Below are 20,782 nucleotides of genomic sequence, written 5' to 3'. Positions count from 1 at the left end.
TCTTTCAGTTGCCGCCGAAGAGGGAGCGGCGGAGCCGGCGCAAGGGTGCGAAGAGCGAGACCCGGCGTACCCGGGCGCGTCGGGCGCTGCTGCGGTGCGCGGGCTCACGCGCGGTCAGCTCACGCATCAGCGAGGTCGCCTCGACCGTCTCGCGCTGCGGCACGGCGGGCCCGCCCAGCACCGCGAGATGGCGGTCCAGACGCGAGCTGGTCGCGCTGCTCCCGCAGGTGATCGCAGGGACCCTGGCCCTGCTGCGCACTGTTATCTGTTCCATGTCACTCCCCACCCGTACGAGTCCACCCGGCCCGGGCAGGGTAACCCTATCGCCCTCTCGGGGCACTCGTGTATCACGGTCACAGGATTCACCTACCCCGCAAGGGTGTTGACGATCACTCTCCGAATCCGGAAGGTTCCAGGGCGAGTTGGACAACCTGCCTCGTCAAGGGACCGGTCCGCGCCGCCACCCGGTCCGCCGGTCACGGCCGGTGACGGACCGGTCGGTTCCGGACGGGCGGCGGCCGGGGGCGTGTCGCCGGGGTCCGGGGTGCGCGGCGGCGGCCCGCCCGGGGACGGACCGGCGTTCGGGGGGCGGCATCCGTACTCGGCCGGGCTACTTTGGGGAAGGGAATCGGGGAGGAATCACCCGAGACGTCATAGGGGGCGCCGGTGTCCGGAGAACCCGGTGGCGAGCGTGTGATCGCCGGCCGCTACCGCCTGCTGTCCCCGCTCGGCGAGGGCGGCATGGGGACGGTGTGGCGCGCCCGCGACGAGGTGCTGCACCGCGAGGTCGCCGTCAAGGAGGTGCGCGCGCCCGCCGGGCTGCCCGGCACCGATGTACGGCGGATGTACGCCCGGCTGGAGCGCGAGGCGTGGGCGGCGGCCCGGATCTCCCACCGCAACGTGGTCACCGTGTACGACGTGGCCACCGACGACGGCCGCCCCTGGATCGTCATGGAGCTGGTACGGGGCCTGTCCCTGGCCGAACTCCTGGCGGCGGACGGCCCGCTGCCGCCCGCGCGGGCCGCGCACCTCGGCGCGGAGGTGCTGGCCGCGCTGCGGGCGGCGCACGAGGCGGGGGTGCTGCACCGGGACGTGAAACCGGGCAACGTGCTGCTGGCCGACGACGGCCGGGTGGTGCTCACCGACTTCGGCATCGCCACGGTGGAGGGCAGCTCGGCGCTGACCATGACCGGCGAGGTCGTCGGCTCCCCGGAGTACCTCGCGCCGGAGCGGGCGCTGGGGCGCACACCGGGGCCCGAGTCCGACCTGTGGTCGCTGGGCGTCCTGCTGTACGCGGCGGTCGAAGGGGTCTCCCCGTTCCGTCAGGACACGCCGCTGAGCACGCTGCGGGCGGTCGTCGACGAGGAGTTGCCGCCGCCCCGGCGGGCCGGTGCCCTCGCCCCCGTCATCGAGGGGCTGCTGCGCAAGGACCCGGCGGCGCGGCTGCCCGCCGAACGGGCCGAGCGGGAGCTGCGGATCGTCGGGGCGGGCGGCACCCCGCGCGCGGACACCGTGCCGGACGCCTCGCTCGCGCCGACGCTCGTGGCGCACGCCGCGTCCGATGGGCCGGCCCCGCCCTTCGCCGCGCCGGCGCCGGCCACGACCGCGTCGGACGGTACGGCCCCGGCCGCTTCCCCGCGCCGGGACCGCCGCGCGGTCGTGGCGCTGATCGCCGGCCTGGCCGCCCTGGCGCTGGCGCTGGCCGCACTGACGTACGCGCTGCTGGACCGGGAGGACGGCGGCAAGGAGCACGGCGCGGAGGCGGGTTCCTCCGCGCCGGACCCGGGGGCGAGCGGCACGGAGCCGGGCCCGGGCCCCACCACGGCCCCCTCCGGCGACGAGAGCGAGAGCAGTGGTCCCGGTACGTCGTCGCCGGCGCCGCAGTCGGTCCGGGTGAGCGTGGCGGGCTCGCACCGGCGGTACACGGGGCCCTGCCCGCCGCCGGACGAGGAGGCGCCCGCGTTCACCGCGACGTTCACGGTGGGGAGGGTGCCCGCGGAGGTCGGCTACCGCTGGGTGACGGACCGCGGGGCGATGCCGGGACGGGGCTGGGAGACGCTGTCGTTCCCCGAGGGCGGCGCGAGGACCCGCGAGGACACCGTGACCGTGACGACGTACGAGGAGGGCGGCACGGTGACCGGGTGGATCGGGGTGGAGGTGCGCGACCCGGTGGACGTCACGTCGGACCGGGTGGCGTTCTCGGTGACCTGTGAGACGGAGACCGGGACGGAGACCCCGACGGGCGGGGCCTCCGCTCCCTCCGCTTCCGGCTCCCCGTGAGGGACCGGCGGGTCAGACGTTGTCGGCGCTGTTCAGAACCGGGAGGTAGCCGCTGGACTGGCCGGCCGCCGTGGGGTGGTAGGACTCGCTGGTGTTCAGCCAGTTGACGCTGTGCAGCCAGGAGCTGCCGGAGCAGATCTCGTGGCCGGTGAAGGTGGTCCGCACGTCACCGAAGACGAACCCGTGGTCGGCGGCGCGCTTCGCGATCGTGGTGTTCAGCAGGTCGGAGCCGTCGTTGATGGCCTTGCGCTTGGTCTCGGACAGACCGATGCAGGTGGTGCCCAGCTTGTAGAAGCGGGGGTAACCGAGGACGACGACACGGGCGTTGGGGGCCTTGTCGCGGATGGCCGTGTAGACGCTGTCGAGGCGGCCGGGGAGCGTGGATTCGACGTAGGCGCGGGCGGTGGCGATCCGGTCCAGGCAGGCGCTGTCGGACTGCAGGACACAGGTCGTCATGGCGTCGCCGAAACCGGCGTCGTTGCCGCCGACGGTGATCGAGACCAGCTCGGTGGCGGCGGAGAGCGGGGCGAGCTGCCCGGCGACGACATCACCCGTACGGGCTCCGGCGCAGGCGGTGAAGGAGAAGGACGAGGGGGCGTGGGCGGTGGCCCACAACTGGGGGTACGCCTTGGTGCTGCGCTTGCAGTCGCCGCTGGCGGAGATGTAGGAGCCCGCTCCGACCCCGGAGGAATAGGAGTCGCCGAGGGCCACATAACCACCGGGAGCGAGCTGTTGGGACGTCTGGGCGGAGGCGACGCCGGTGAGGGTGACACCGACGGCCAGGAAGAGCGAACTGAGGAAGCCGACAAGTCGGGAACGTCTCATGGAACCTCCCTTTAGCAGGTTCTCTGCCATGACCGTGGTACCAGCTACGCGTGTTGACAGGAAGCGTTCATGCCAAAGAGGCGGTCTTGACGGCCCCTGCCGACTGCGCCAGATTGAGGCCCGGCATCCGAACGGATGGCGGCAAACCAACAAAAACGTGAGAGCTCGTTCCAGGTCTTGCCGTACGGGTTCAATCGTCAATACCGTCAGACAACTCGCCCGATCGGTACGTCGATCAGCGGCTCCAGGGGAGGGCTCAGGGACCGCGGCGGACCGGGGCGGGGCGCGGTAGGGGGGTGCCGCGCCCGGTGGCCGCCGAGGCGACCGGGCCGGTCGTGCCGCGTGGCCGGCTGCCGTATCTTCCCTGGCACCGGCCGGCTTTGTCAGCTCATCCCACGGGCACGGAGCGTGAGGCGTCCGTGACATGGATGAGAACCACCCCCCTTTCGAACCGGGTTACAGTGCCGGACCGCTCCGGGGCGGCGGTCCGCCGGACGAGAGGGACCAGACTCATGGGTTCAGTTCTGCCGCCGACGACGACGGGCGGGGACCCGCCGGCCGCCGCCAGGTACCGGCCCGTCTCCACCCACTTGGCCATCGCGCCGCCGGTGAGCGTGGTGATCCCCGCGCTGAACGAGGCGGAGAACCTGCCGTACGTCTTCAAGACGCTGCCCGACTGGGTGCACGAGGTGGTGCTGGTGGACGGCAACTCCACCGACGGCACCGTGGAGGTCGCGCGGGCGCTGCGGCCGGACGTGAAGGTGGTCGAGCAGCGCGGCAAGGGCAAGGGGGACGCGCTGATCACCGGGTTCCAGGCGTGCACCGGCGACATCATCGTGATGGTCGACGCGGACGGCTCCGCCGACGGCCAGGAGATCCTCTCCTACGTCTCCGCGCTGGTCTCCGGCGCGGACTTCGCCAAGGGCTCGCGGTTCGCCAACGGCGGCGGCACCGACGACATGACCTTCGTCCGCAAGCTCGGCAACCGCGTGCTGTGCGCGGCCGTCAACCGCAAGTTCGGCGCCCGCTACACCGACCTGTGCTACGGCTACAACGCCTTCTGGCGGCACTGCCTGGACAAGATCGACCTGGACTGCACCGGGTTCGAGGTCGAGACCCTGATGAACATACGGGTCGTCAAGGCGGGCCTGAGAGTGCAGGAGATACCCAGCCACGAGTACCTGCGCATCCACGGCGTGAGCAATCTGCGCGCGGTCCGGGACGGGCTGCGGGTGCTCAGGGTGATCCTCCAGGAGCGCTCCAACCGGCGCGCGCTGCGCGGCCGTACGCACCCGGCGGCGCCCGGCGCGGTGCGCGGGCGGGCCTCTTGAGCGGCCCGCCCGGCGTCTCCGTGGTGATCTGCGCCTACACCGAGGACCGCTGGGCGGCCATCCTCGCCGCGGTCTCCTCGGTGCGGGCGCAGTCCCGGCCGGCCCTGGAGACCCTGCTGGTCGTCGACCACAACGCGGCGCTGCGGGGCCGGCTGGCCAGGGAGTACAAGGAGGCCCCGGAGGTGCGGGTGCTCGCCAACGCGGGCCCGCGCGGGCTGTCCGCGGGCCGCAACACCGGCATCGCCGCCTCCCGCGGGGAGGTGATCGCGTTCCTCGACGACGACGCGGTGGCCGAGCGGGACTGGCTGGCGTACCTCGCCGCGGCGTACGCCGACCCGGCGGTCATGGCCGTCGGCGGGCGCACGGAGCCGGTCTGGGCGTCGGGGCGGCGGCCCGCCTGGTTCCCCGAGGAGTTCGACTGGGTGGTGGGCTGCACGTACCGCGGCCTGCCGCCGGGCCGGGCCCGGGTGCGCAACGTGCTCGGCGGCAACGCCTCCTTCCGGCGCGCGGCGTTCGACGCGGCGGGCGGCTTCGCCACCGGCATCGGACGCGGCGGCGACCGGCGTCCGCTGGGCGGCGAGGAGACGGAACTCTGCATCCGCCTCACCCGGGCCCGGCCCGGCGCGGTCCTCCTGGTCGACGACCGCGCGGTCGTCCACCACCGGGTGCCCGCCTCCCGCGAGCGGTTCGCCTACTTCCGCGCCCGCGCCTACGCCGAGGGCCTGTCCAAGGCGCTGGTGGCGCGGAGCGTCGGCACCGGCAAGGGCCTGGAGTCCGAACGCCGGTACGCCACCCGCGTGCTGCCCGCCGGGGTGGTACGCGGTCTGCGCGACGCCCTGCTCGCCCGCCCCGGCGGCGCCGCCCGCGCGGGCGCCATCGTCACCGGCGTCCTCACCGCGACGGCCGGCTATCTCCTGGGCACGGCCCGGGCCCGCCGGGGGGCGGTGACCTTCGCGTCCGGGCCCGTCGCGGCGGAGGGGCCGGGGGCCGAGCCCGTCTCAGCGGCCGGGGCGGGCCCGGGCCGGGCCGGGGCCGCGGAGGGCGGCGATGGGTGAGGCCGCCGTGCCGGTGCTGATGTACCACGCCGTCGCGGACGAGCCGGCGGACGCCACCCGGGCGCTGTCGGTGACCCCCCGGGCGTTCGCGGAGCAAATGGCGGCGGTGGCCGAGCGGGGGCTGACCCCGGTGACCACCGCCGACCTGGCCGGGGCCTGGCGGAGCGGCCGTCCGCTGCCGCGCCGCCCGGTGCTGATCACCTTCGACGACGGCTACGAGGGCGTGCACCGCCACGCCCTGCCCGTGCTGGCCGCGCACGGCTTCCCGGCCACCCTGTTCGTCACCACCGGCTGGCTCCGCGGCCCGTACGGCACCGGCGGCGCCCTGGACACCATGCTCGACTGGGACCAGGTCCGCGCGCTCGCCGGGGCCGGCGTGGAGATCGGCGGGCACAGCCACACCCACCCCCAGCTCGACCAGCTCGGCACCGGCGCTCTGCGCCACGAGCTGATCCGCTGCCGGGAGATCCTCACCGGCCACCTGGGCACCGCCCCGGCCTCGTTCGCGTACCCGTACGGCTACTCCGACCGCCGGGTGCGCGCGGCGGTCCGGGAGACGGGGTACGCGCAGGCCCTCGCCGTGGGCAACGGGCCGGCCCGCCGCGCCCAGGGCCCGTACGCGCTGCGCCGTCTGACGGTGCGCCGGACCACGGGGGCGGAGGAGTTCGCCCGGCTGCTTGAGGGCCGCGGGATCGCCCGTGCCTTCGCCCGGGACCGGGCCCTGACCAAGGGGTACGCCGTGGTCCGCCGGGCCCGGCGACTGCGCGGCCGGACGCGCGGCGCGGACGCCTGAGCGCGGGGGCGGGCGGGTCCCGGGGAAACCGGGTGCACGCGCCGTCCCCGTGCCGGATCATGGCGGTATGTCAGCGAACCCGCACGACACCTTGCCGATCCGGCTCCACCTCGACGACAGCGACTCCCCCACCGATGTCGTCGACGCGCTGTTCCTCGGCCGTTTCGCGACGGGCGAGCAGCCGTACTCGCACGCGGCCGGCATCGACCGGGTCCGGTCCGGCGCGACGCTGCTGCCGCCCGGCGCGCGGATCCTGCGGGCCGCCCGGGACGACGACCGCAGCGCGCTCCTCGCGGAGGGCGACGGCTGGACCGTACTGGTCTCCCGGTGGAACCGGCGCGCCGACGTCACCGTGACCGCGACCAGCCCGGAGCTGGCCGAGAAGGTCCTCGGCGAGGCCACCGACGGCGCGGCCGACGAGCCCGAACCCCGGCCGGAGCACGTGCCGATGGGCTTCTGGCACCTCTCCCCGCGCTGCGGCCCGCGCCGCACCACCCGGCAGATCTCGGCCGGCACCTGGGAGGAGGTGCGGCCCAACTACACCGCGCCGGTGGCGGACGCGATGGACCGCCTGATGAAGACCGGCCCCGAGAACATCGCGGGCCGGCTGCTCCTGCTGCACGGCCCGCCCGGCACCGGCAAGACCTCCGCGCTGCGCACCCTGGCCCGGTCCTGGCGGGACTGGTGCCAGGTGGACTGCGTCCTCGACCCCGAGCGCCTCTTCGCCGACGTGGGCTATCTGATGGACATCGCCATCGGCGAGGACGACGACTCCACCGGCACCGGCCGCTGGCGGCTGCTGCTCCTGGAGGACTGCGACGAACTGATCCGCGGCGAGGCCAAGCACACCGCCGGGCAGGCCCTGTCCCGGCTGCTGAACCTCACCGACGGCCTGCTCGGCCAGGGCCGCAACGTCCTGGTCGGCGTCACCACCAACGAGGACCTGGAGCGCCTGCACCCCGCCGTCGTCCGCCCCGGCCGCTGTCTGGCCCGGATCGAGGTCGGCCCGCTCACCCGCGCGGAGGCGGCGCACTGGCTCGGCACCGAGGAGGGCCTCGGCCGCGAGGGCGCCACCCTGGCGGAGCTGTACGCGCTGCGCCGGGGCACCTCGCCGACCGCGCTGCCCGAGCCGCGGGCCGGTGCGGAGGCAGGGCTGTACCTGTAACTGCTTTGATGGGGGGTATGACCCTGTTCGTCGGCACGTCGGGCTGGCAGTACCGGGACTGGCGGGGCGTGCTGTACCCGGCCGGGCTGCCGGTGCGGCGGTGGCTGGAGGAGTACGCGGCGGGCTTCGCGACGGTCGAGGTGAACAACGCGTTCTACCGGCTGCCGGCGCCGGAGACGTTCGCGGCGTGGCGGGAGCGGGTGCCGGGGGACTTCGTCGTCGCGGTCAAGGCGAGCCGGTTCCTGACCCATGTCAAGCGGCTGCGGGACCCCGGGGAACCGGTGCGGCGGCTGCTGGCCCACGCGGGCGGGCTCGGCGACCGGCTCGGGCCGGTGCTGCTCCAGCTCCCGCCCACCCTGCGCGCCGACCCGGGTCTGCTGGACGCCTGCCTCGGCTGCTTCCCGGCGCACGTCCGGGTCGCGGTGGAGCCCCGGCACGACTCCTGGTGGACGCCGGAGGTGCGCGACGTCCTCACCGCCCGGAACGCGGCCCTGTGCTGGGCCGATGTGCGCGCCCGCCCGGTCACGCCGCTGTGGCGCACCGCCGACTGGGGTTACGTCCGCTTCCACCAGGGCCGCACCGCCGACTGGCCCCGCTACGGCCGCCGCTCCCTGTCGACCTGGGTCACCCGCATCGGCACGACCTGGCCCGACGGCCAGGACGTCTACGCGTACTTCAACAACGACCCGAACGCCGCGGCGGTCCACGACGCCATCGCCTTCGCCGGCCTGGCCCGGACCGCGGGTCTGACGGTCACCCGCACGCCCTCGTAGGGGCGCGGGGAACCGCGCGACCAGCCCCCCCCACACACCCGCACCCGGCCCTCACCCCCCATAAGCCGCGCGCAGCGCGTCCCGTACGGCGGCCAGCGCCGCCTCCTCCGACACCCCCAGCCGCCGGGCCCGCACCGCGAACCCCTCCGCGTCGGACGCCACCTCCCGCTCGGCCGCCGAGCCCGCCGCGGCGACGAACGTGCCGTTGCGCCCCCGCGTCTCGATCACCCCGTCCGCCTCCAGCGCCCGGTACGCCTTGGCGACCGTGTTCGCGGCCAGCCCCAGCGACTCGGCCAGGCCCCGCACGGTCGGCAGCCGGTACCCGACCGGCAGCGCTCCGGACCGCGCCTGCTCGGAGATCTGGGCGCGCACCTGCTCGTAGGGCGGTGCGCCGTCATGGATACGGATCTTCAGGGTCACGGACCGATTCTCCCGTACCCGCGGCGGATTACCGGGAGGCGATCACGGGCAACGACACCTGCAACGGCCGACGATCGTTCGCGACGGAGGCCCGTGAGCGCCCGATTGTGACCACGCGGTGACGTACCGCCATGAAGAGTGACAGGCACCACTGACAGCCGCATCGTGACCGCCGCCACTGACAGGGCTGTGACGATGAGGAACTCTCGCGAAAAGGGTCTACCTCCGTGAGAACACGGAACCCGGTGGGCTCGTAAGGAGGCAGCCATGCGCCGTGTGACCGTGCAGAAGCCCCTGAAGTCGACGGACTCCCGCCGGGTCCGCGAGGAGTCCGACGAGCGCCCGGCCGGCCGGCCCGAGGTCCGCAAGGACATCGCCCGCACCTGGTGGCCGGACGGCTGACCCGCCCCGCCCCGCCCCGCGCGGTTACCTGAGCGCAGCCTGAGCACTCCCTTAACGCGGCCATAAGGATCTCCGTCGCCCGCCCCGAGCGGGCGTTTTCCCGGTCTCCTCGGTCTAGCTTGCTGATCACCCCCACGGGTTCCGGCCTCCGCCGCCCCCGCGGCAAGCGACCGTTCGACCGTTTCCGAGGAGTTCCCATGCCCGCACCCCGCAGGGCCGCCGCCGTCGCCGTGCTCGGCGCCGTCCCCCTCGCCCTGAGTGCCGCGCCGGCCTTCGCGCACGGCTCGCTGGGCGACCCGGTCAGCCGGGTCGCCCAGTGCTACGCCGAGGGGCCGGAGAGCCCGGACTCGGCGGCGTGCCGGGCGGCGGTCGCGGCGGGCGGCACCCAGGCGCTCTACGACTGGAACGGCATCCGCATCGGCGACGCGGCCGGCCGGCACCAGGAGCGCATCCCGGACGGCGAGCTGTGCAGCGCCGGCGACCCGGAGTTCAAGGGCCTGGACCTGGCCCGCGCCGACTGGCCGGCGACGCCGGTGGACAGCGGCGCGTACGTGTTCAAGTACCGGGTGACCGCCCCGCACAAGGGCACCTTCAAGGTGTACATCACCAAGCCCGGCTACGACCCGGCCCGGCCGCCGGCCTGGAGCGACCTCGACCTGTCCGCGCCGGTGGCGACGGTCACCGACCCGGTCGCCTCGGGCGGCTTCTACACCTTCCCGGGCACCCTGCCCGAGCGCACCGGCAGGCACCTGCTGTACACGGTCTGGCAGCGCTCGGACAGCCCGGAGGCGTTCTACTCCTGCTCGGACATCGCCTTCGCCGGCACGGGCACCGCCGCCGGGAGCGGCACCGGCACGGCGACCGGCGCACCCGACGCGACCGACGCACCCGGCGGGACCCCCGCGAGCGCCGCCCCGGCGGCCTCCGCCCCCTCCGACGCACAGATCGCGGCCGGTGCCGGCCAGTCGACGGTCGAGCACCACGGCCACGGCGACCAGGACGCCACCACGACGACCGACCCGACCACCGACCCGACGACCGCCCCGGGGACCCCGGCCGACGAGACGGCCGCCGCGCCCGACCGGCCGAGGGCCGCGGGTGCCGGGGCGGCCCTCGCCGAGACCGGCGGGGACGGCGGCACCCCGTACCTCGCCGTCGGCGGCGCCGCCGCCCTGGCCCTCGGCGCCGCCGCCCTCTTCGCCTCGGTCCGCCGCCGCGCCACCCGCGCCCGCTGACCGGTGAGCCGGGTCCGTCCGCCGGCTCAGGGCGGACAGACCCGGCTCACCCGCTGGGACAGGCCCTAGGCCGCCAGCGACCCCGGCATCACCGCCCGGGGGCCGAACCGTGCGCGGGCCCGGTCCGCGACCTGTTCGATGCGGCGGACCTTTTCGTCCACGGGGTCGAAGGTGAGCTGGTGGGTGGCCTGTTCGGCGGGGGTGAGGTCCTCGGCGCGCAGGGCGAGGGCGCGGACCCGGGCGCGCTGGAGGCCGAGCGCCTCGTACATCGCGTGGGCCGCGTCCGTCAGGGCGGCCGAGTGCGCGGTCGGCTCCCGCAGGGTGCGGGTGCGGACGGTCGCCGACCGGTCGGCGTAGCGCACGGTGAGGGTGAGGACGCGGCAGACCTTGTCCAGGGCGCGGAGCCGGGAGCCGAGTTCCTCGGTGGCCGAGAGCAGGGCGCGGCGGTGCCGCTCGGGGTCCAGCTCGTCGCGGGTGAAGGGGCGTTCGGTGGCCAGAGATCGGGAGATTCCGTTGGGGACGACCCGGCCGCGGTCGACGCCGTTGGCCTTCTCGTGCAGTTCGCGGCCGGTCCGCGCGCCGACCAGGCGCTGGAGGGTGGACAGGGGCGCGGCGGCGACCCGGCCGAGGGTGTCGAGGCCGTACTCGCACAGGGTGCGGGCGGTCGCGGTGCCGACGCCGGGCAGCGCGGCGACGGGCTTGCCCGCGAGGAAGCCGGCCACGTCCCCCTCGGGCACCGCGCGGGTCGCGCCGGGCCGGGCCTCCCGCAGCGCCATGCGGGCCAGCATCGGGCCCGGCCCGGCGCCGATCGCGCAGTCGACGCCGTGCAGGGCGAGGGCGCGGACCCGGATCACCGACGCCAGTTCCACCGCGTCGCGCCCGAAGTACCGTTCGGCGCCCCGCAGATCGGCCAGCGCGCCGTCCGGCGGCAGCGCCTCGACGACCGGCGTGAACTCCTCCAGCAGGCCGAGCAGCCCCGGCAGGGCCGCCTCGTACAGGGGCGGCAACTGGAAACGTACGCAGAGAATGGTCATCCCGCACTCCCCGGACTCTGGTGCCACAACTTCCTTCCCACCGCGGGCCCTTCGCCCGCGGGGCGCAGATCGGCCCAGGGGTGCATCTCGTACCCCGTGGGCATACGGAGGGTCCGCCGGCGCTCCATCTCGTCCGGCGCCGCGGAGCCGGCCGGCGCGGGCCGCCCGTCGGAGCCGGCCAGCCGGCGCCGGGCGGGGCCGTCCTCGGTGCCGTCGCCCCTGGTGCTGCCCCCGGCCAGGAGGGTCGCGACTCCGTCGAGGCCCTCCCGGCGCCGCACCTCCACCAGCTCGGCCAGGTTCCAGACCGCGGCGCCCACCACGCTGAGGCTGCGCGGGCCGCGGCGCTGCACCACCCCGCGCACCAGCAGCAGCCAGGAGTGGAAGACGGTGTGGGCGCAGGCGTCGTGGGAGTCGTCGAAGAAGGCGAGGTCGACCAGGCCGGTGCCGTCGTCCAGGGTGGTGAAGACGACCCGCCGGCCGGACCGGACCGGGGGCGTCTGCGTGGCCGCCTTCGCCCCCGCGACCAGCACCGTCTCCCCGTGCCGGGCGTCGCGCAGCCGTCGCGCGGACAGCACGCCCAGCTCGTCGAGGAAGGCGCGGTGGTCGTCCATCAGGTTGCGCGAGGCGTCCATGGACAGCACGCCCAGTTCGGCGCTGAGCCGCTCCTCCGAGGTCAGGTCGGGCAGCCCGGCCTTCGCCGTCCGCCGGCCGCCGGACAGGGGGAGCTGGTCGCCGCGTCCGCCGCGGGCGCCCCGGTGCAGTTCGGTCAGGTGCAGTTGCAGGTCGCGGCGGTTGGCGCCGAACGCGTCGAGCGCGCCGACCTGGGCGAGGCGGCCGGCCAGCGGGCGGCTGGGCCGGGCCCGCTCCCAGAAGTCGAGCAGGGAGGCGTACGGCTGTCCGGCGGCGATCCGGTCCGCCTCGGCCTCGCTGATGCCGTGCACGTCGGAGAGGGCCAGCCGCAGTCCCCACACCCCTGATTCAGACACCAGTTCGATCCGGTGGGCGACCCCCGACTTGTTCACGTCCAGCGGCAGGATCGGCACCCCGCGCCGCCGCGCGTCCGCCAGCAGCAGCCGCTTGGGGTACATACCGGGGTCGTGGGTGAGCAGCCCGGCGTAGAAGGCGGCCGGGTGGTGGGCCTTCAGCCACGCCGACTGGTACGTCGGCACCGCGAAGGCGACCGCGTGCGCCTTGCAGAAGCCGTACGACCCGAACGCCTCGACGATCTCCCAGGTCCGCCCGATCGTCTCGGCGTCGTACCCGTTCGCCGCGGCGTGCTGCGCGAACCACACCTTGATCCGCCCCTGCGACTCCGGGTCGGACAGCCCGCGCCGCACCCGGTCCGCCTCGCCGCGCCCGCAGCCGGTCATGATGGCCACGATGTCGATGACCTGCTCGTGGAAGACGACGACCCCGCAGGTGCTCGCCAGCGGCTGGGCCAGGTCCGGGTGCGGGTAGCGCACCGGCGCCCGCCCGTGCCGCGCCTCGATGAAGGGGCGCACCATGTCGGCGGCGACCGGGCCGGGGCGGAAGAGGGAGATGTCCACCACGAGGTCGTGGAAGGTCGAGGGCTGGAGCCGGCCGACCAGGTCCCGCTGGCCCGGCGACTCGATCTGGAAGCAGCCCAGCGTCTCCGTGGACCGGATCAGCGCGTACGTCGCCGGGTCGCCGTCCGGTACGGCGTCCAGGTCCACCTCGGTGCCCGTCGCCCGCTTCACCTCGGCGACCGCGTGCGCCATCGCCGACTGCATCCGCACGCCCAGCACGTCCAGCTTGAGCAGCCCGAGGTCCTCCACGTCGTCCTTGTCGAACTGGGCCATGGGGAACCCCTCGCCGCTGGTCGGCATGACCGGCGTACGGGAGAGCAGGGAGGCGTCGGAGAGCAGCACGCCGCAGGGGTGCATGGCGATGCCGCGCGGGAGGGCGTCGAGGGCCTCGACCAGCTCCCAGAGCCTGCCGTACTTCTCCTGCTCGCCCGCCAGCTTCCGCAGTTCGGGCAGTTCCGCCAGGGCCGCGCGGGCGTCGCGGGCCCGGATGTGCGGGAAGGACTTGGCGACCCGGTCGATCTCGGCCGGGTCCATGGACAGCGCGGCGCCCACGTCCCGGATGGCGTGCCGGACCCGGTACGTCTCCGGCATCGCGACGGTCGCCACCCGCTCGGCGCCGAACCGGCCGATGATCGCGCGGTAGACCTCCAGGCGGCGGGCGGACTCCACGTCGATGTCGATGTCGGGCAGGACCACCCGCTCCTTGGAGAGGAACCGTTCCATCAGCAGCCCGTGCTCGACCGGGTCGGCGTGCGCGATGCCCAGGAGGTGGTTGACGAGCGAACCGGCGCCGGAGCCGCGCGCGGCGACCCGGATGCCCATGTCCCGTACGTCGTCCACCACCTGGGCGACGGTGAGGAAGTAGGAGGCGAAGCCGTGGTGGGCGATGATGTCCAGCTCGTGGTGCATCCGCTCCCAGTAGCCGCGCCGCCGGTCGTACCCCTTGCGGATCATCCCCGCCGCCGCCCGGGAGGCCAGCGCCCGCTGGGCGGTGCGGTGCCCGGCGCCGACAAGGTGCGGTTCGGGGAAGTGGACGGTGCCCATGCCGAGGTCGTCCTCGGGGTCGACCAGGCACGCGGCGGCCGTCGCCCGGGTCTGCTCCAGGAGGCGGTGGGCGGTGTCGCGCCGGAAGCCGGCCGCCTCGACGATCCGCTCGGCGGCCCCGGTCATGGCGGCGGTGTCCTTCAGCCACGCCTCGCCGGAGTCCCGTTCCCCGGTGACGCCGAGCGGGACCAGGCGGCGGGCGGCGTCCAGCACGTCGGCGACCGGGCCCTGGCCGGGGTCGGCGTACCGGACGGCGTTGGTCAGCACCGGCCGGACGCCCTGCTCGGCGGCGAAGCCCACGGTACGGGCGGCCAGCCGCAGGGAGCCGGGGCCGGTGCCGGTCCGGCCGTGCCAGACGGCCTCCAGCCGCAGGGCGTCGCCGTACACCTCCCGCCAGGGCGCGAGGAGCCGCGCCGCGCGGTCGGGGCGGCCGGCGGCGAGGGCGCGGCCGACCTCGGAGTCGGGGCCGAGCAGCACGGTCAGGCCGTCGGCGTGGTTGTCGGGCCAGGCCAGCAGGGGGGTGCCGGGGTTGCGGTGGGCGGCGGAGACCAGCCGGCACAGGTCGGCCCAGCCCCGGGCGCCGTCCCGGGCGAGGAAGGTGACGCGCTGGGCCGACTCGTCGATGAAGGCGCCGCCGCGCACGGGGGTGCGGCGCCGGTCCCGGCGTACGGAGGTGTCGGTGCGGCCGGGGCCGGTCTCGGGGGCGGCCACCGCCAGGTCCGCGCCGAACAGCGGGCGGACGCCCTCCTTCGCGCACGCCTTGGCGAAGCGGACCGTGCCCGCGAGGGTGTCGCGGTCGGTGAGGGCGAGGGCGTCCAGGCCCCGCTCGGCGGCGCGCTCGGCCAGCCTCTCCGGGTGCGAGGCGCCGTGGCGCAGGGAGAACCCGGAGACGGTGTGCAGATGCGGGAATCCCGGCACACGCACCTCCCGCACTGATGAGCTTCCACGTCCTATCGAACGCCTGTTCCAACTAGCTCTTCCACCATACCCCCATCTTCGAATACCTGTACGACATCCGTTCGGCCCCGCCCCACCTGCGCGAACACCCCCCGACCAGGACCGTGGGGACATGTCACACACCACCGGCGCCGCGTCCCGGAAGGGCTCCTTCCTGGACGAGGTGAGGGACGCCGTCACCCCGCGGGCCACGCTGCTCGTGCTCGGCGTGCTCGCGCTCCAGTTGCTGTTCATCGCCTCCTACGTCGGCGCGCTGCACGACCCGAAGCCGAGGGACGTGCCCTTCGGGGTGGTCGCCCCCGGGGCCGCCGCCGGGCGCACGGTGGCCCAACTGGAAGGGCTGCCCGGTACGCCGCTGGACCCGCGCGCGGTACGGGACGAGGCGGGCGCCCGGAAGAAGATCATGGACCGGGAGATCGACGGCGCCCTGGTCGTGGACCCGCGCGGCACCCGGGACACCCTGCTGGTCGCCTCCGGCGGCGGCACCGCCCTCGCCACCACCCTGAAGGGCCTCGTCACCGAGGCGGAGCGGGCCGAGCGGCGGACCGTGCGGACCGTCGACGTGGCCCCGGCCTCGCCCCGCGACTTCGACGGGCTGTCCTCGTTCTACCTGGTCGTCGGCTGGTGCGTCGGCGGCTATCTGTGCGCCTCGATCCTCGCCATCAGCACCGGCGCCCGGCCCGCCAACCCGCGCCGGGCCGCGATCCGGCTGATCGTGATGGCGCTGGTCGCGATCGTCGGCGGGCTCGGCGGCGCGGTGATCGTCGGGCCGGTCCTGGGCGCGCTGCCCGGCGGCGTGGCCGACCTGTGGGGGCTGGGCGCGCTGGTCACCTTCGCGGTGGGCGCCGCCACCCTCGCCCTCCAGGGCGTCTTCGGGATCGTCGGCATCGGGCTGGCGATCCTGCTGGTGGTGATCGCGGGCAACCCGAGCGCGGGCGGCGCCTTCCCGCTGCCGATGCTGCCGCCGTTCTGGAAGGCGATCGGCCCGGCGCTGCCGCCGGGCGCGGGCACCTGGGCGGCCCGCTCGGTCGCGTACTTCCGGAGCAACGACCTGACCCTGTCCCTGCTGGTGCTGTGGGCGTGGGCGGTGGCGGGGACGGCGCTCACGATGCTGGCGTCGGCCCTGCGCCGGCGACGCGACGAGGCGGAACTGCCGACCCAGGCGGGCTGACCCGGGAGACCGGCGGGTCTCAGCCGATCCGCGTCCCGGTCGCCGCCAGGGCCTCGGTCACCGGCTGGAAGAAGGTCTCCCCGCCCGAGACGCAGTCGCCGCTGCCGCCGGAGGTGAGGCCGATCGCGCTGCTGCCGGAGAACAGCGGGCCGCCGCTGTCGCCGGGCTCGGCGCAGACGTCGGTCCGGATCAGGCCGTCGACGACATCGCCGTTGCCGTAGTTCACGGTGGCGTCGAGGCCGGTGACGGTGCCGGAGTGCACCTGGGTGGTGGAGCCGCTGCGGGTCACCGCCAGGCCGACGGTGGCCTCGGCGGCGCCGGTGATCGGCTGCGCGGTGCCGTCGTAGAGGTCGACCTCGCTGGGGTGGGCCACGTCGGCGGTGTACTCGACCAGGCCGTAGTCGTCGCCGGGGAAGCTGGAGGCCGCGGTGCGGCCGACGACGGTGCCGGAGGAGTCCGACCAGGTGGAGGCGGACTCGGTGCAGTGGCCGGCGGTGAGGAAGTACGGTGCGCCGCCCCGGGTCACGTTGAAGCCGAGCGAGCAGCGGCCGCCGTTGCCGGTGATGGCGTCGCCGCCCGCGAGGAAGGGCTCGTACTTTCCTTCCGTACGGCGGAGTTCGGCCCGGTCGCCGAGCCCACCAACCACCTTCGCCAGCGCGGCCCGCTCGGCCCCGGAGACGGTGCGGTCGGCGGTGACCACGACCTTGCCGGCGATGGGGTCGGTCACCCAGGAGGTGCCCGGGACGGTGGCGTCCCGCTTCAGGACGGCGCGCGCGTCGCCGAGGTCGGCGAGGGAGTGCGCGACGACCCTCGCCCTCGCGCCCGCCTCCTCGACGGTCCGCGCGGCGTCGTCGTCGAGCACGTTGACGACCAGGTTCCGGGCCTCGGCGTCGTAGTACGTGCCGGCCGCGTCGCCGCCGAGCTCCGTCAGCAGGGCCGAGGCGAGCTTTCCGGCCGCCGCGGCGGACAGGGGTTCGGGCGCGGGGGCCGCGCCGGCGTTCGCGGTCTGGAACGTGACGGCCACGGCGACCAGGGCGGCGATACCCGCTCCGGCCACGGCGGTACGCCGCCCGGAAGTGCGTCGGTGCTTCAACTCGGGTCCTCCTGTGGGGGGGGGCCGGCCCGGCGGGCGTGGGGGTCTCGGGGGCCGGAAGGACGGCTGACCTGGAATCCACTGTTCCGAAACGCCCAGGTCGCACACAAGGTCGCCCCGGACACGTGCGCACGACAACTCCAGCGCGGGCACACGCCCTTCACCGTTCGCCCCCGCCACCGGCCGGTCCGCTTCCGCAAACATCACGGACGGGTGATCCCCCGGCCGGCGGGACGGTCCGGTCCTGTCCGGATCCGCTCCCCGCCGGGGGTTCCGGGGAGGGGCCGCCCCACCCGGACGGCGCGGCCCGGCGGCCCCGGCCGCGGACAAGGGAGAGCCCCCGCACGACTGGCGTGCGGGGGCTCCCCGGAACCACTAGTTCCGATCCGTCCGGTGACGTCCGCTCAGTAGACGTTGACGCCGTAGGCGCTCAGCGCCTCGGTGACCGGCTGGAAGAAGGTCGTACCGCCGGAGGTGCAGTTGCCGCTGCCGCCGGAGGTCAGACCGTACGCGATGCCGCTGTTGCTGTAGAGCGGGCCGCCGGAGTCGCCGGGCTCGGCGCAGACCGTGGTCTGGATCAGGCCCGAGACGATGTCGCCGCCGCCGTAGTTGACGGTGGTGTTCAGGGCGGTGACCCGGCCGCTGTGCGTACCGGTGGTCGAGCCGTCCCGGATGACGGTGGTGCCCACCGCCGGGGTGGCCGCGCTGGTGATGTCCACGCCGTTGGCGGTGCCGGGCCGGCTGACGGACCCGGTGTACCGCACGATGCCGTAGTCGTTGCCCGGGAAGCTGGAACCGGCGGTCGTACCGATGACCGTGGTACGCGCGGAGTTGGAGTACCAGTTGCCGGCGCCGTCGGTGCAGTGGCCGGCGGTCAGGAAGTACTGGGTGCCGCTGCTGTTCTGCACGTTGAAGCCGAGCGAGCAGCGCCAACTGTCCGCGTAGATGGCGTCGCCACCCTGGATCAGCTTGCTGAACGTGCCCGGAGTGCGCTTGATCGTCAGCGCGCCGGCGTTCTCGCCGGCCTGCTTCTTGATCTTGGCTATCTCGGCCTGGGACACCGTGCTGTCGACGGTGAGCAGGACCTTGCCGGTCTTGCTGTCGACGGCCCAGGCGGTGCCCGGGACGTCGGCCTTCAGCACCGAGTTGCTCACGCTCTTGAGCTCGGCGGAGCTGAAGGTGCTGGGCGTCTCCGACGCGTTCGCGCTCGGTACCGCGATCGCTGCGGCGGCCACGAGACCGGTCGATACGGCGAGCAACCGGGTTCGTCTCGTGATACCGCTGCGGGGGGTGGTGCGCTTGATCCTCACTTTTCGTTCCTCCACGGGGGAAGTCGGGGGCCTACTCGTGGGGTCGTGGGCCCGTGAGGCGCAGCCAGAGGCCCGGACGTCCGGATTCCGGAACACAGCGTGCCCCTGACAAGCGCTGAGGGGGAGTATTCGGCCGAACGGCCGGTCGGCGCAAGGGTGCCTTTCGGCCGTCGGCCGCCGCGCGGGCGTCCGCCCGGCTCACGCCGGCGCGCGCTCCCCCGCCTCGACGGCGATGTCCAGGGTGTTGCCCGGGGGCGGGAACGGGCAGATGAAGTGGTCGGCGAACGCGCACGGCGGCAGCAGCGCGCGGTTGAGGTCGACCGTCGTACGGCCCTGCCCGTCCGGCGCCGGCGGCCGCAGGAACCGGAAGCGGTAACTGCTCACCCCGCTGGTGGCGTCGGCGAACACCGCCCACAGCGAGCCGTCCTCCTCGACCGCCACCTGGAGCGTCAGCTCCCGCCCGGCCAGCGTGAAGGCCAGTTCCCCGGAGAGCCCGAGCCCGCGCTCGCGCCCGTCGGCGTTCGGCACCCGCACCCTACGGTCCCCGTCGCCGTACGGCGTGAACCGCCCGGGCACCGACCAGCGCGGATCGTACGGGGTGGCCTCGATGCCCCGGAACGCCCGCCGCGCCTCGGCGTCCGGGTCGAAGTCCCGTACCCCCCAGGCGCCCTCGCGGACCATAACCACCAGCTTCCGCTCACCGTGCGCCACCCGGGCCGCGCCGGCCGGGCCGTGGTCGGCGGTGAGCAGCGTCCGGCCGGTGAAGGGCCGCCCGTCCAGGGTCAACCCGTCGCCCTCCCCGGCGGTCAGCACCACCGTGTCCCGGCCGGACGTCCAGTTCCCGGGGATGCCGGGGAGCCGGCCGTCCGGGTGGTCCTCCAGCCAGTACGTGCCGGTCAGCGCGAGCGGTCCGTAGGGCGCCGTCACCGCCGCCACCCGCTGCTCGTGCCACCGCTGCCATGCGTCTGAAACATCCGGTACGTCCGTCGTCATGCCCCCAGCCTCCCACGCACCCGGCACACCGCACCGACCACTACCCGCCCCCACCTGCACCTGCCCCCCGGCCCCCGCCCGACGCACCCCCCTCAGCACCTCCTCAGCACCCGCAATCGCACCCGCAGTCGCACCCGTCGCAGCAGCCCTCCTCGCCGCAGCACTGGCAGCACTGGCAGCAGTCGCCGCACCCGCCGCAGTCGCAGTTGCCGCACGGGCTCTGCTTGCGCTCGCCGGTCCAGGGGTCGGAGTAGGTGCCGCAGCACAACTGGCAGGTGCAGGCCAGCCCCAGCCACACCGCGCACCCGGCGAGCAGCCCCCGCCGGTTCCCGCGCGGCGGCTCCGGCGGCGGGGCGGCCGGGCCCCCGGGGGTGCCGGGCGGGGCGTAGGGCCCGGCGGCGCGGGGAGCGGAGGCGGTCGGGGCGGCGGGCGGGTGCGCGCAGGACGCGGTGCCGAAGGCGCGGTCGACGGAGGCGCGCAGTTCGTGCACGAGCAGCCGGTGGACCAGCCGTCCGTCGGTGAACTCGGCGTCGCGCAGCGCCAGTCGGATCCCGTGCACGGCGTCGTCGGCGAGCCGCCGGGCCTCGGCCAGCGATGTCCCGGTGGCGGTGAGCGGGTTCCAGGCGCCCGACGCGGCGTCCGCGTCCCGGTCCGTCACGGCGTCCAGGAGGTGGGCGAGCCGGCCGAAGAGGCGCCCGGCCTCGGCGAGCGGTGCGGCGTTGCCCGGCCGGCCGGCGAGGTGGGCGGTGTGCGCGAAGGCGGCGGCGGTGGCCGTCTCGGTCGGCTCGGTGACCGTGAGGACCGGCGTCCCCGGCCCGGCCAGGGCCTCGATCCCGGCCTGCCGGTCCACCGCGTCGAGCAGCACGGCGGTGTCGAAGCCGACGGCGGTGCCGGTGCGCGCCCCGGCCGCGTCCCAGCGCGCGGCGACCCGGCGGGCGGCGCGCGCCACCGGCCGGCGGGCCAGCAGTCCGTCACCGTCGGTGACGTGGTCGCGCACCTTGGCCGAGGCCAGCACCAGGGAGACGGCCGCCGCCAGCCGCGCCCCCTCGCCCCGCGCGACGGACGCGGTGCGCATCCCGCGCAGCGGGCAGGGCCCCGCCGTCCGGCGCGTCCCCGCGTCCCGTGCGGCCTGAGCCTCCGTCAACACCGATATCAGCAGGCCGTCGTAATTGGTGACGATGCGGGCGAACTGACCATGGTCCCCGCGCAGCGCGAGGCACAATCCACACAAATGCGCCATCCACTGGCTGGTGAGGTCCTCCCCCAGCCGGTGCCGGCACGGCCTGACGATTCCGAACACGACGCTTCCCCCGTGGTGACGACGACGCTGAGCTGCGGCATCGTACCGATCGCG

18 protein-coding genes are annotated in these 20,782 nt (G+C 74.9%); 9 read left to right on the top strand and 9 right to left on the bottom strand.

The genetic code is table 11. The features are described from left to right. Nucleotides 1-4: 4 nt before the first annotated feature. Entirely contained in the window at nt 5-274 is a 270-nt protein-coding gene (locus tag IE316_RS22410) for a hypothetical protein (protein ID WP_190206236.1), read from the bottom strand. Nucleotides 275-666: 392 nt separating this feature from the next. On the opposite strand from IE316_RS22410, the gene IE316_RS22405 reads away from it, so the two are divergent. Continuing rightward, nucleotides 667-2,280, top strand: coding sequence for a serine/threonine-protein kinase (locus tag IE316_RS22405; protein ID WP_190206235.1), 1,614 nt, complete (start codon nt 667-669; stop codon nt 2,278-2,280). Between the two features lie 12 nt (nt 2,281-2,292). Here IE316_RS22405 and IE316_RS22400 read toward each other — a convergent pair whose 3' ends face one another. Further along, entirely contained in the window at nt 2,293-3,105 is an 813-nt protein-coding gene (locus tag IE316_RS22400) for an SGNH/GDSL hydrolase family protein (protein WP_190206234.1), read from the bottom strand. A 512-nt stretch (nt 3,106-3,617) separates the two neighbouring features. Here IE316_RS22400 and IE316_RS22395 point away from each other — a divergent pair. The 5 genes from IE316_RS22395 (at nt 3,618) to IE316_RS22375 (ending at nt 8,222) form a co-directional block, all read left to right on the top strand. Further along, nucleotides 3,618-4,436 carry a glycosyltransferase family 2 protein gene (locus IE316_RS22395; RefSeq protein ID WP_190206233.1) on the top strand — a complete coding sequence of 273 codons (819 nt, stop codon included), beginning with the start codon at nt 3,618-3,620 and terminating at the stop codon, nt 4,434-4,436. Next, nucleotides 4,433-5,491, top strand: a complete 1,059-nt coding sequence (locus tag IE316_RS22390; RefSeq protein ID WP_190206232.1) for a glycosyltransferase family 2 protein — start codon at nt 4,433-4,435, stop codon at nt 5,489-5,491. The genes IE316_RS22395 and IE316_RS22390 overlap by 4 nt, the downstream gene beginning before the upstream one ends. Further along, nucleotides 5,484-6,284: a polysaccharide deacetylase family protein gene (locus IE316_RS22385; protein WP_190206231.1), complete on the top strand. Its 801-nt coding sequence runs from the start codon at nt 5,484-5,486 to the stop codon at nt 6,282-6,284. The genes IE316_RS22390 and IE316_RS22385 overlap by 8 nt, the downstream gene beginning before the upstream one ends. Nucleotides 6,285-6,351: 67 nt before the next feature. Continuing rightward, nucleotides 6,352-7,449, top strand: coding sequence for a DUF5925 domain-containing protein (locus tag IE316_RS22380; protein ID WP_190206230.1), 1,098 nt, complete (start codon nt 6,352-6,354; stop codon nt 7,447-7,449). A gap of 17 nt (nt 7,450-7,466) precedes the next feature. Next, the gene (locus IE316_RS22375) at nt 7,467-8,222 is read left to right on the top strand and encodes a DUF72 domain-containing protein (protein WP_190206229.1); all 756 of its coding nucleotides are present in this window, start codon (nt 7,467-7,469) and stop codon (nt 8,220-8,222) included. Between the two features lie 51 nt (nt 8,223-8,273). Here the strand turns inward: IE316_RS22375 and IE316_RS22370 are convergent, their stop codons facing one another. Then, nucleotides 8,274-8,642: a GntR family transcriptional regulator gene (locus IE316_RS22370; protein WP_190206228.1), complete on the bottom strand. Its 369-nt coding sequence runs from the start codon at nt 8,640-8,642 to the stop codon at nt 8,274-8,276. A gap of 267 nt (nt 8,643-8,909) precedes the next feature. Here IE316_RS22370 and IE316_RS35990 point away from each other — a divergent pair, with 267 nt between their 5' ends. Beyond that, complete coding sequence (locus tag IE316_RS35990; protein ID WP_268257649.1) at nt 8,910-9,044, top strand: hypothetical protein; 135 nt, start codon at nt 8,910-8,912, stop codon at nt 9,042-9,044. A gap of 197 nt (nt 9,045-9,241) precedes the next feature. Beyond that, nucleotides 9,242-10,279, top strand: a complete 1,038-nt coding sequence (locus IE316_RS22365; protein WP_190206227.1) for a lytic polysaccharide monooxygenase auxiliary activity family 9 protein — start codon at nt 9,242-9,244, stop codon at nt 10,277-10,279. A 65-nt stretch (nt 10,280-10,344) separates the two neighbouring features. On the opposite strand, the gene IE316_RS22360 is transcribed toward IE316_RS22365, so the two are convergent. Both IE316_RS22360 and IE316_RS22355 read right to left on the bottom strand, forming a co-directional pair. Continuing rightward, nucleotides 10,345-11,313, bottom strand: a complete 969-nt coding sequence (locus IE316_RS22360; RefSeq protein ID WP_190206226.1) for a DNA polymerase Y family protein — start codon at nt 11,311-11,313, stop codon at nt 10,345-10,347. Further along, nucleotides 11,310-14,822, bottom strand: coding sequence for a DNA polymerase III subunit alpha (locus tag IE316_RS22355; RefSeq protein ID WP_190206225.1), 3,513 nt, complete (start codon nt 14,820-14,822; stop codon nt 11,310-11,312). Before IE316_RS22355 ends, IE316_RS22360 begins: the two co-directional genes overlap by 4 nt. 151 nt (nt 14,823-14,973) lie before the next feature. On the opposite strand from IE316_RS22355, the gene IE316_RS22350 reads away from it, so the two are divergent. After that, a complete protein-coding gene (locus tag IE316_RS22350) occupies nt 14,974-16,032 on the top strand; it encodes an ABC-2 transporter permease (protein WP_190206224.1) in 1,059 nt (352 codons plus the stop codon). Nucleotides 16,033-16,051: 19 nt separating this feature from the next. On the opposite strand, the gene IE316_RS22345 is transcribed toward IE316_RS22350, so the two are convergent. The 4 genes from IE316_RS22345 to IE316_RS22330 all read right to left on the bottom strand — a co-directional run bounded on the left by IE316_RS22345 (nt 16,052) and on the right by IE316_RS22330 (nt 20,728). Next, nucleotides 16,052-17,125, bottom strand: coding sequence for a S1 family peptidase (locus tag IE316_RS22345; RefSeq protein ID WP_229910518.1), 1,074 nt, complete (start codon nt 17,123-17,125; stop codon nt 16,052-16,054). Nucleotides 17,126-17,529: 404 nt separating this feature from the next. Then, nucleotides 17,530-18,435, bottom strand: a complete 906-nt coding sequence (locus IE316_RS22340) for a S1 family peptidase (protein ID WP_190206222.1) — start codon at nt 18,433-18,435, stop codon at nt 17,530-17,532. Between the two features lie 198 nt (nt 18,436-18,633). Continuing rightward, the gene (locus IE316_RS22335) at nt 18,634-19,428 is read right to left on the bottom strand and encodes a DUF1684 domain-containing protein (protein WP_190206221.1); all 795 of its coding nucleotides are present in this window, start codon (nt 19,426-19,428) and stop codon (nt 18,634-18,636) included. Nucleotides 19,429-19,531: 103 nt separating this feature from the next. Further along, on the bottom strand, nt 19,532-20,728 hold the full coding sequence (locus IE316_RS22330) for a DUF5685 family protein (protein WP_190206220.1): 1,197 nt from the start codon (nt 20,726-20,728) through the stop codon (nt 19,532-19,534). Nucleotides 20,729-20,782 lie beyond the last annotated feature (54 nt).

The organism is Streptomyces fumanus, assembly GCF_014655295.1.
GTDB lineage: Bacteria > Actinomycetota > Actinomycetes > Streptomycetales > Streptomycetaceae > Streptomyces > Streptomyces fumanus.
Note: the sequence above shows the minus strand (reverse complement) of the source record. Positions and strands in the feature narration are given on the sequence as shown.

What these genes read in the sequence shown, in the direction of transcription:
- IE316_RS22380 (WP_190206230.1), top strand. Translation starts at nt 6,352, where the DNA reads ATGTCAGCGAACCCGCACGACACCTTGCCGATCCGGCTCCACCTCGAC.
- IE316_RS35990 (WP_268257649.1), top strand. Translation starts at nt 8,910, where the DNA reads ATGCGCCGTGTGACCGTGCAGAAGCCCCTGAAGTCGACGGACTCCCGC.
- IE316_RS22400 (WP_190206234.1), bottom strand. Translation starts at nt 3,105, where the DNA reads ATGAGACGTTCCCGACTTGTCGGCTTCCTCAGTTCGCTCTTCCTGGCC.
- IE316_RS22385 (WP_190206231.1), top strand. Translation starts at nt 5,484, where the DNA reads ATGGGTGAGGCCGCCGTGCCGGTGCTGATGTACCACGCCGTCGCGGAC.
- IE316_RS22410 (WP_190206236.1), bottom strand. Translation starts at nt 274, where the DNA reads ATGGAACAGATAACAGTGCGCAGCAGGGCCAGGGTCCCTGCGATCACC.
- IE316_RS22350 (WP_190206224.1), top strand. Translation starts at nt 14,974, where the DNA reads ATGTCACACACCACCGGCGCCGCGTCCCGGAAGGGCTCCTTCCTGGAC.
- IE316_RS22375 (WP_190206229.1), top strand. Translation starts at nt 7,467, where the DNA reads ATGACCCTGTTCGTCGGCACGTCGGGCTGGCAGTACCGGGACTGGCGG.
- IE316_RS22365 (WP_190206227.1), top strand. Translation starts at nt 9,242, where the DNA reads ATGCCCGCACCCCGCAGGGCCGCCGCCGTCGCCGTGCTCGGCGCCGTC.
- IE316_RS22360 (WP_190206226.1), bottom strand. Translation starts at nt 11,313, where the DNA reads ATGACCATTCTCTGCGTACGTTTCCAGTTGCCGCCCCTGTACGAGGCG.
- IE316_RS22395 (WP_190206233.1), top strand. Translation starts at nt 3,618, where the DNA reads ATGGGTTCAGTTCTGCCGCCGACGACGACGGGCGGGGACCCGCCGGCC.
- IE316_RS22335 (WP_190206221.1), bottom strand. Translation starts at nt 19,428, where the DNA reads ATGACGACGGACGTACCGGATGTTTCAGACGCATGGCAGCGGTGGCAC.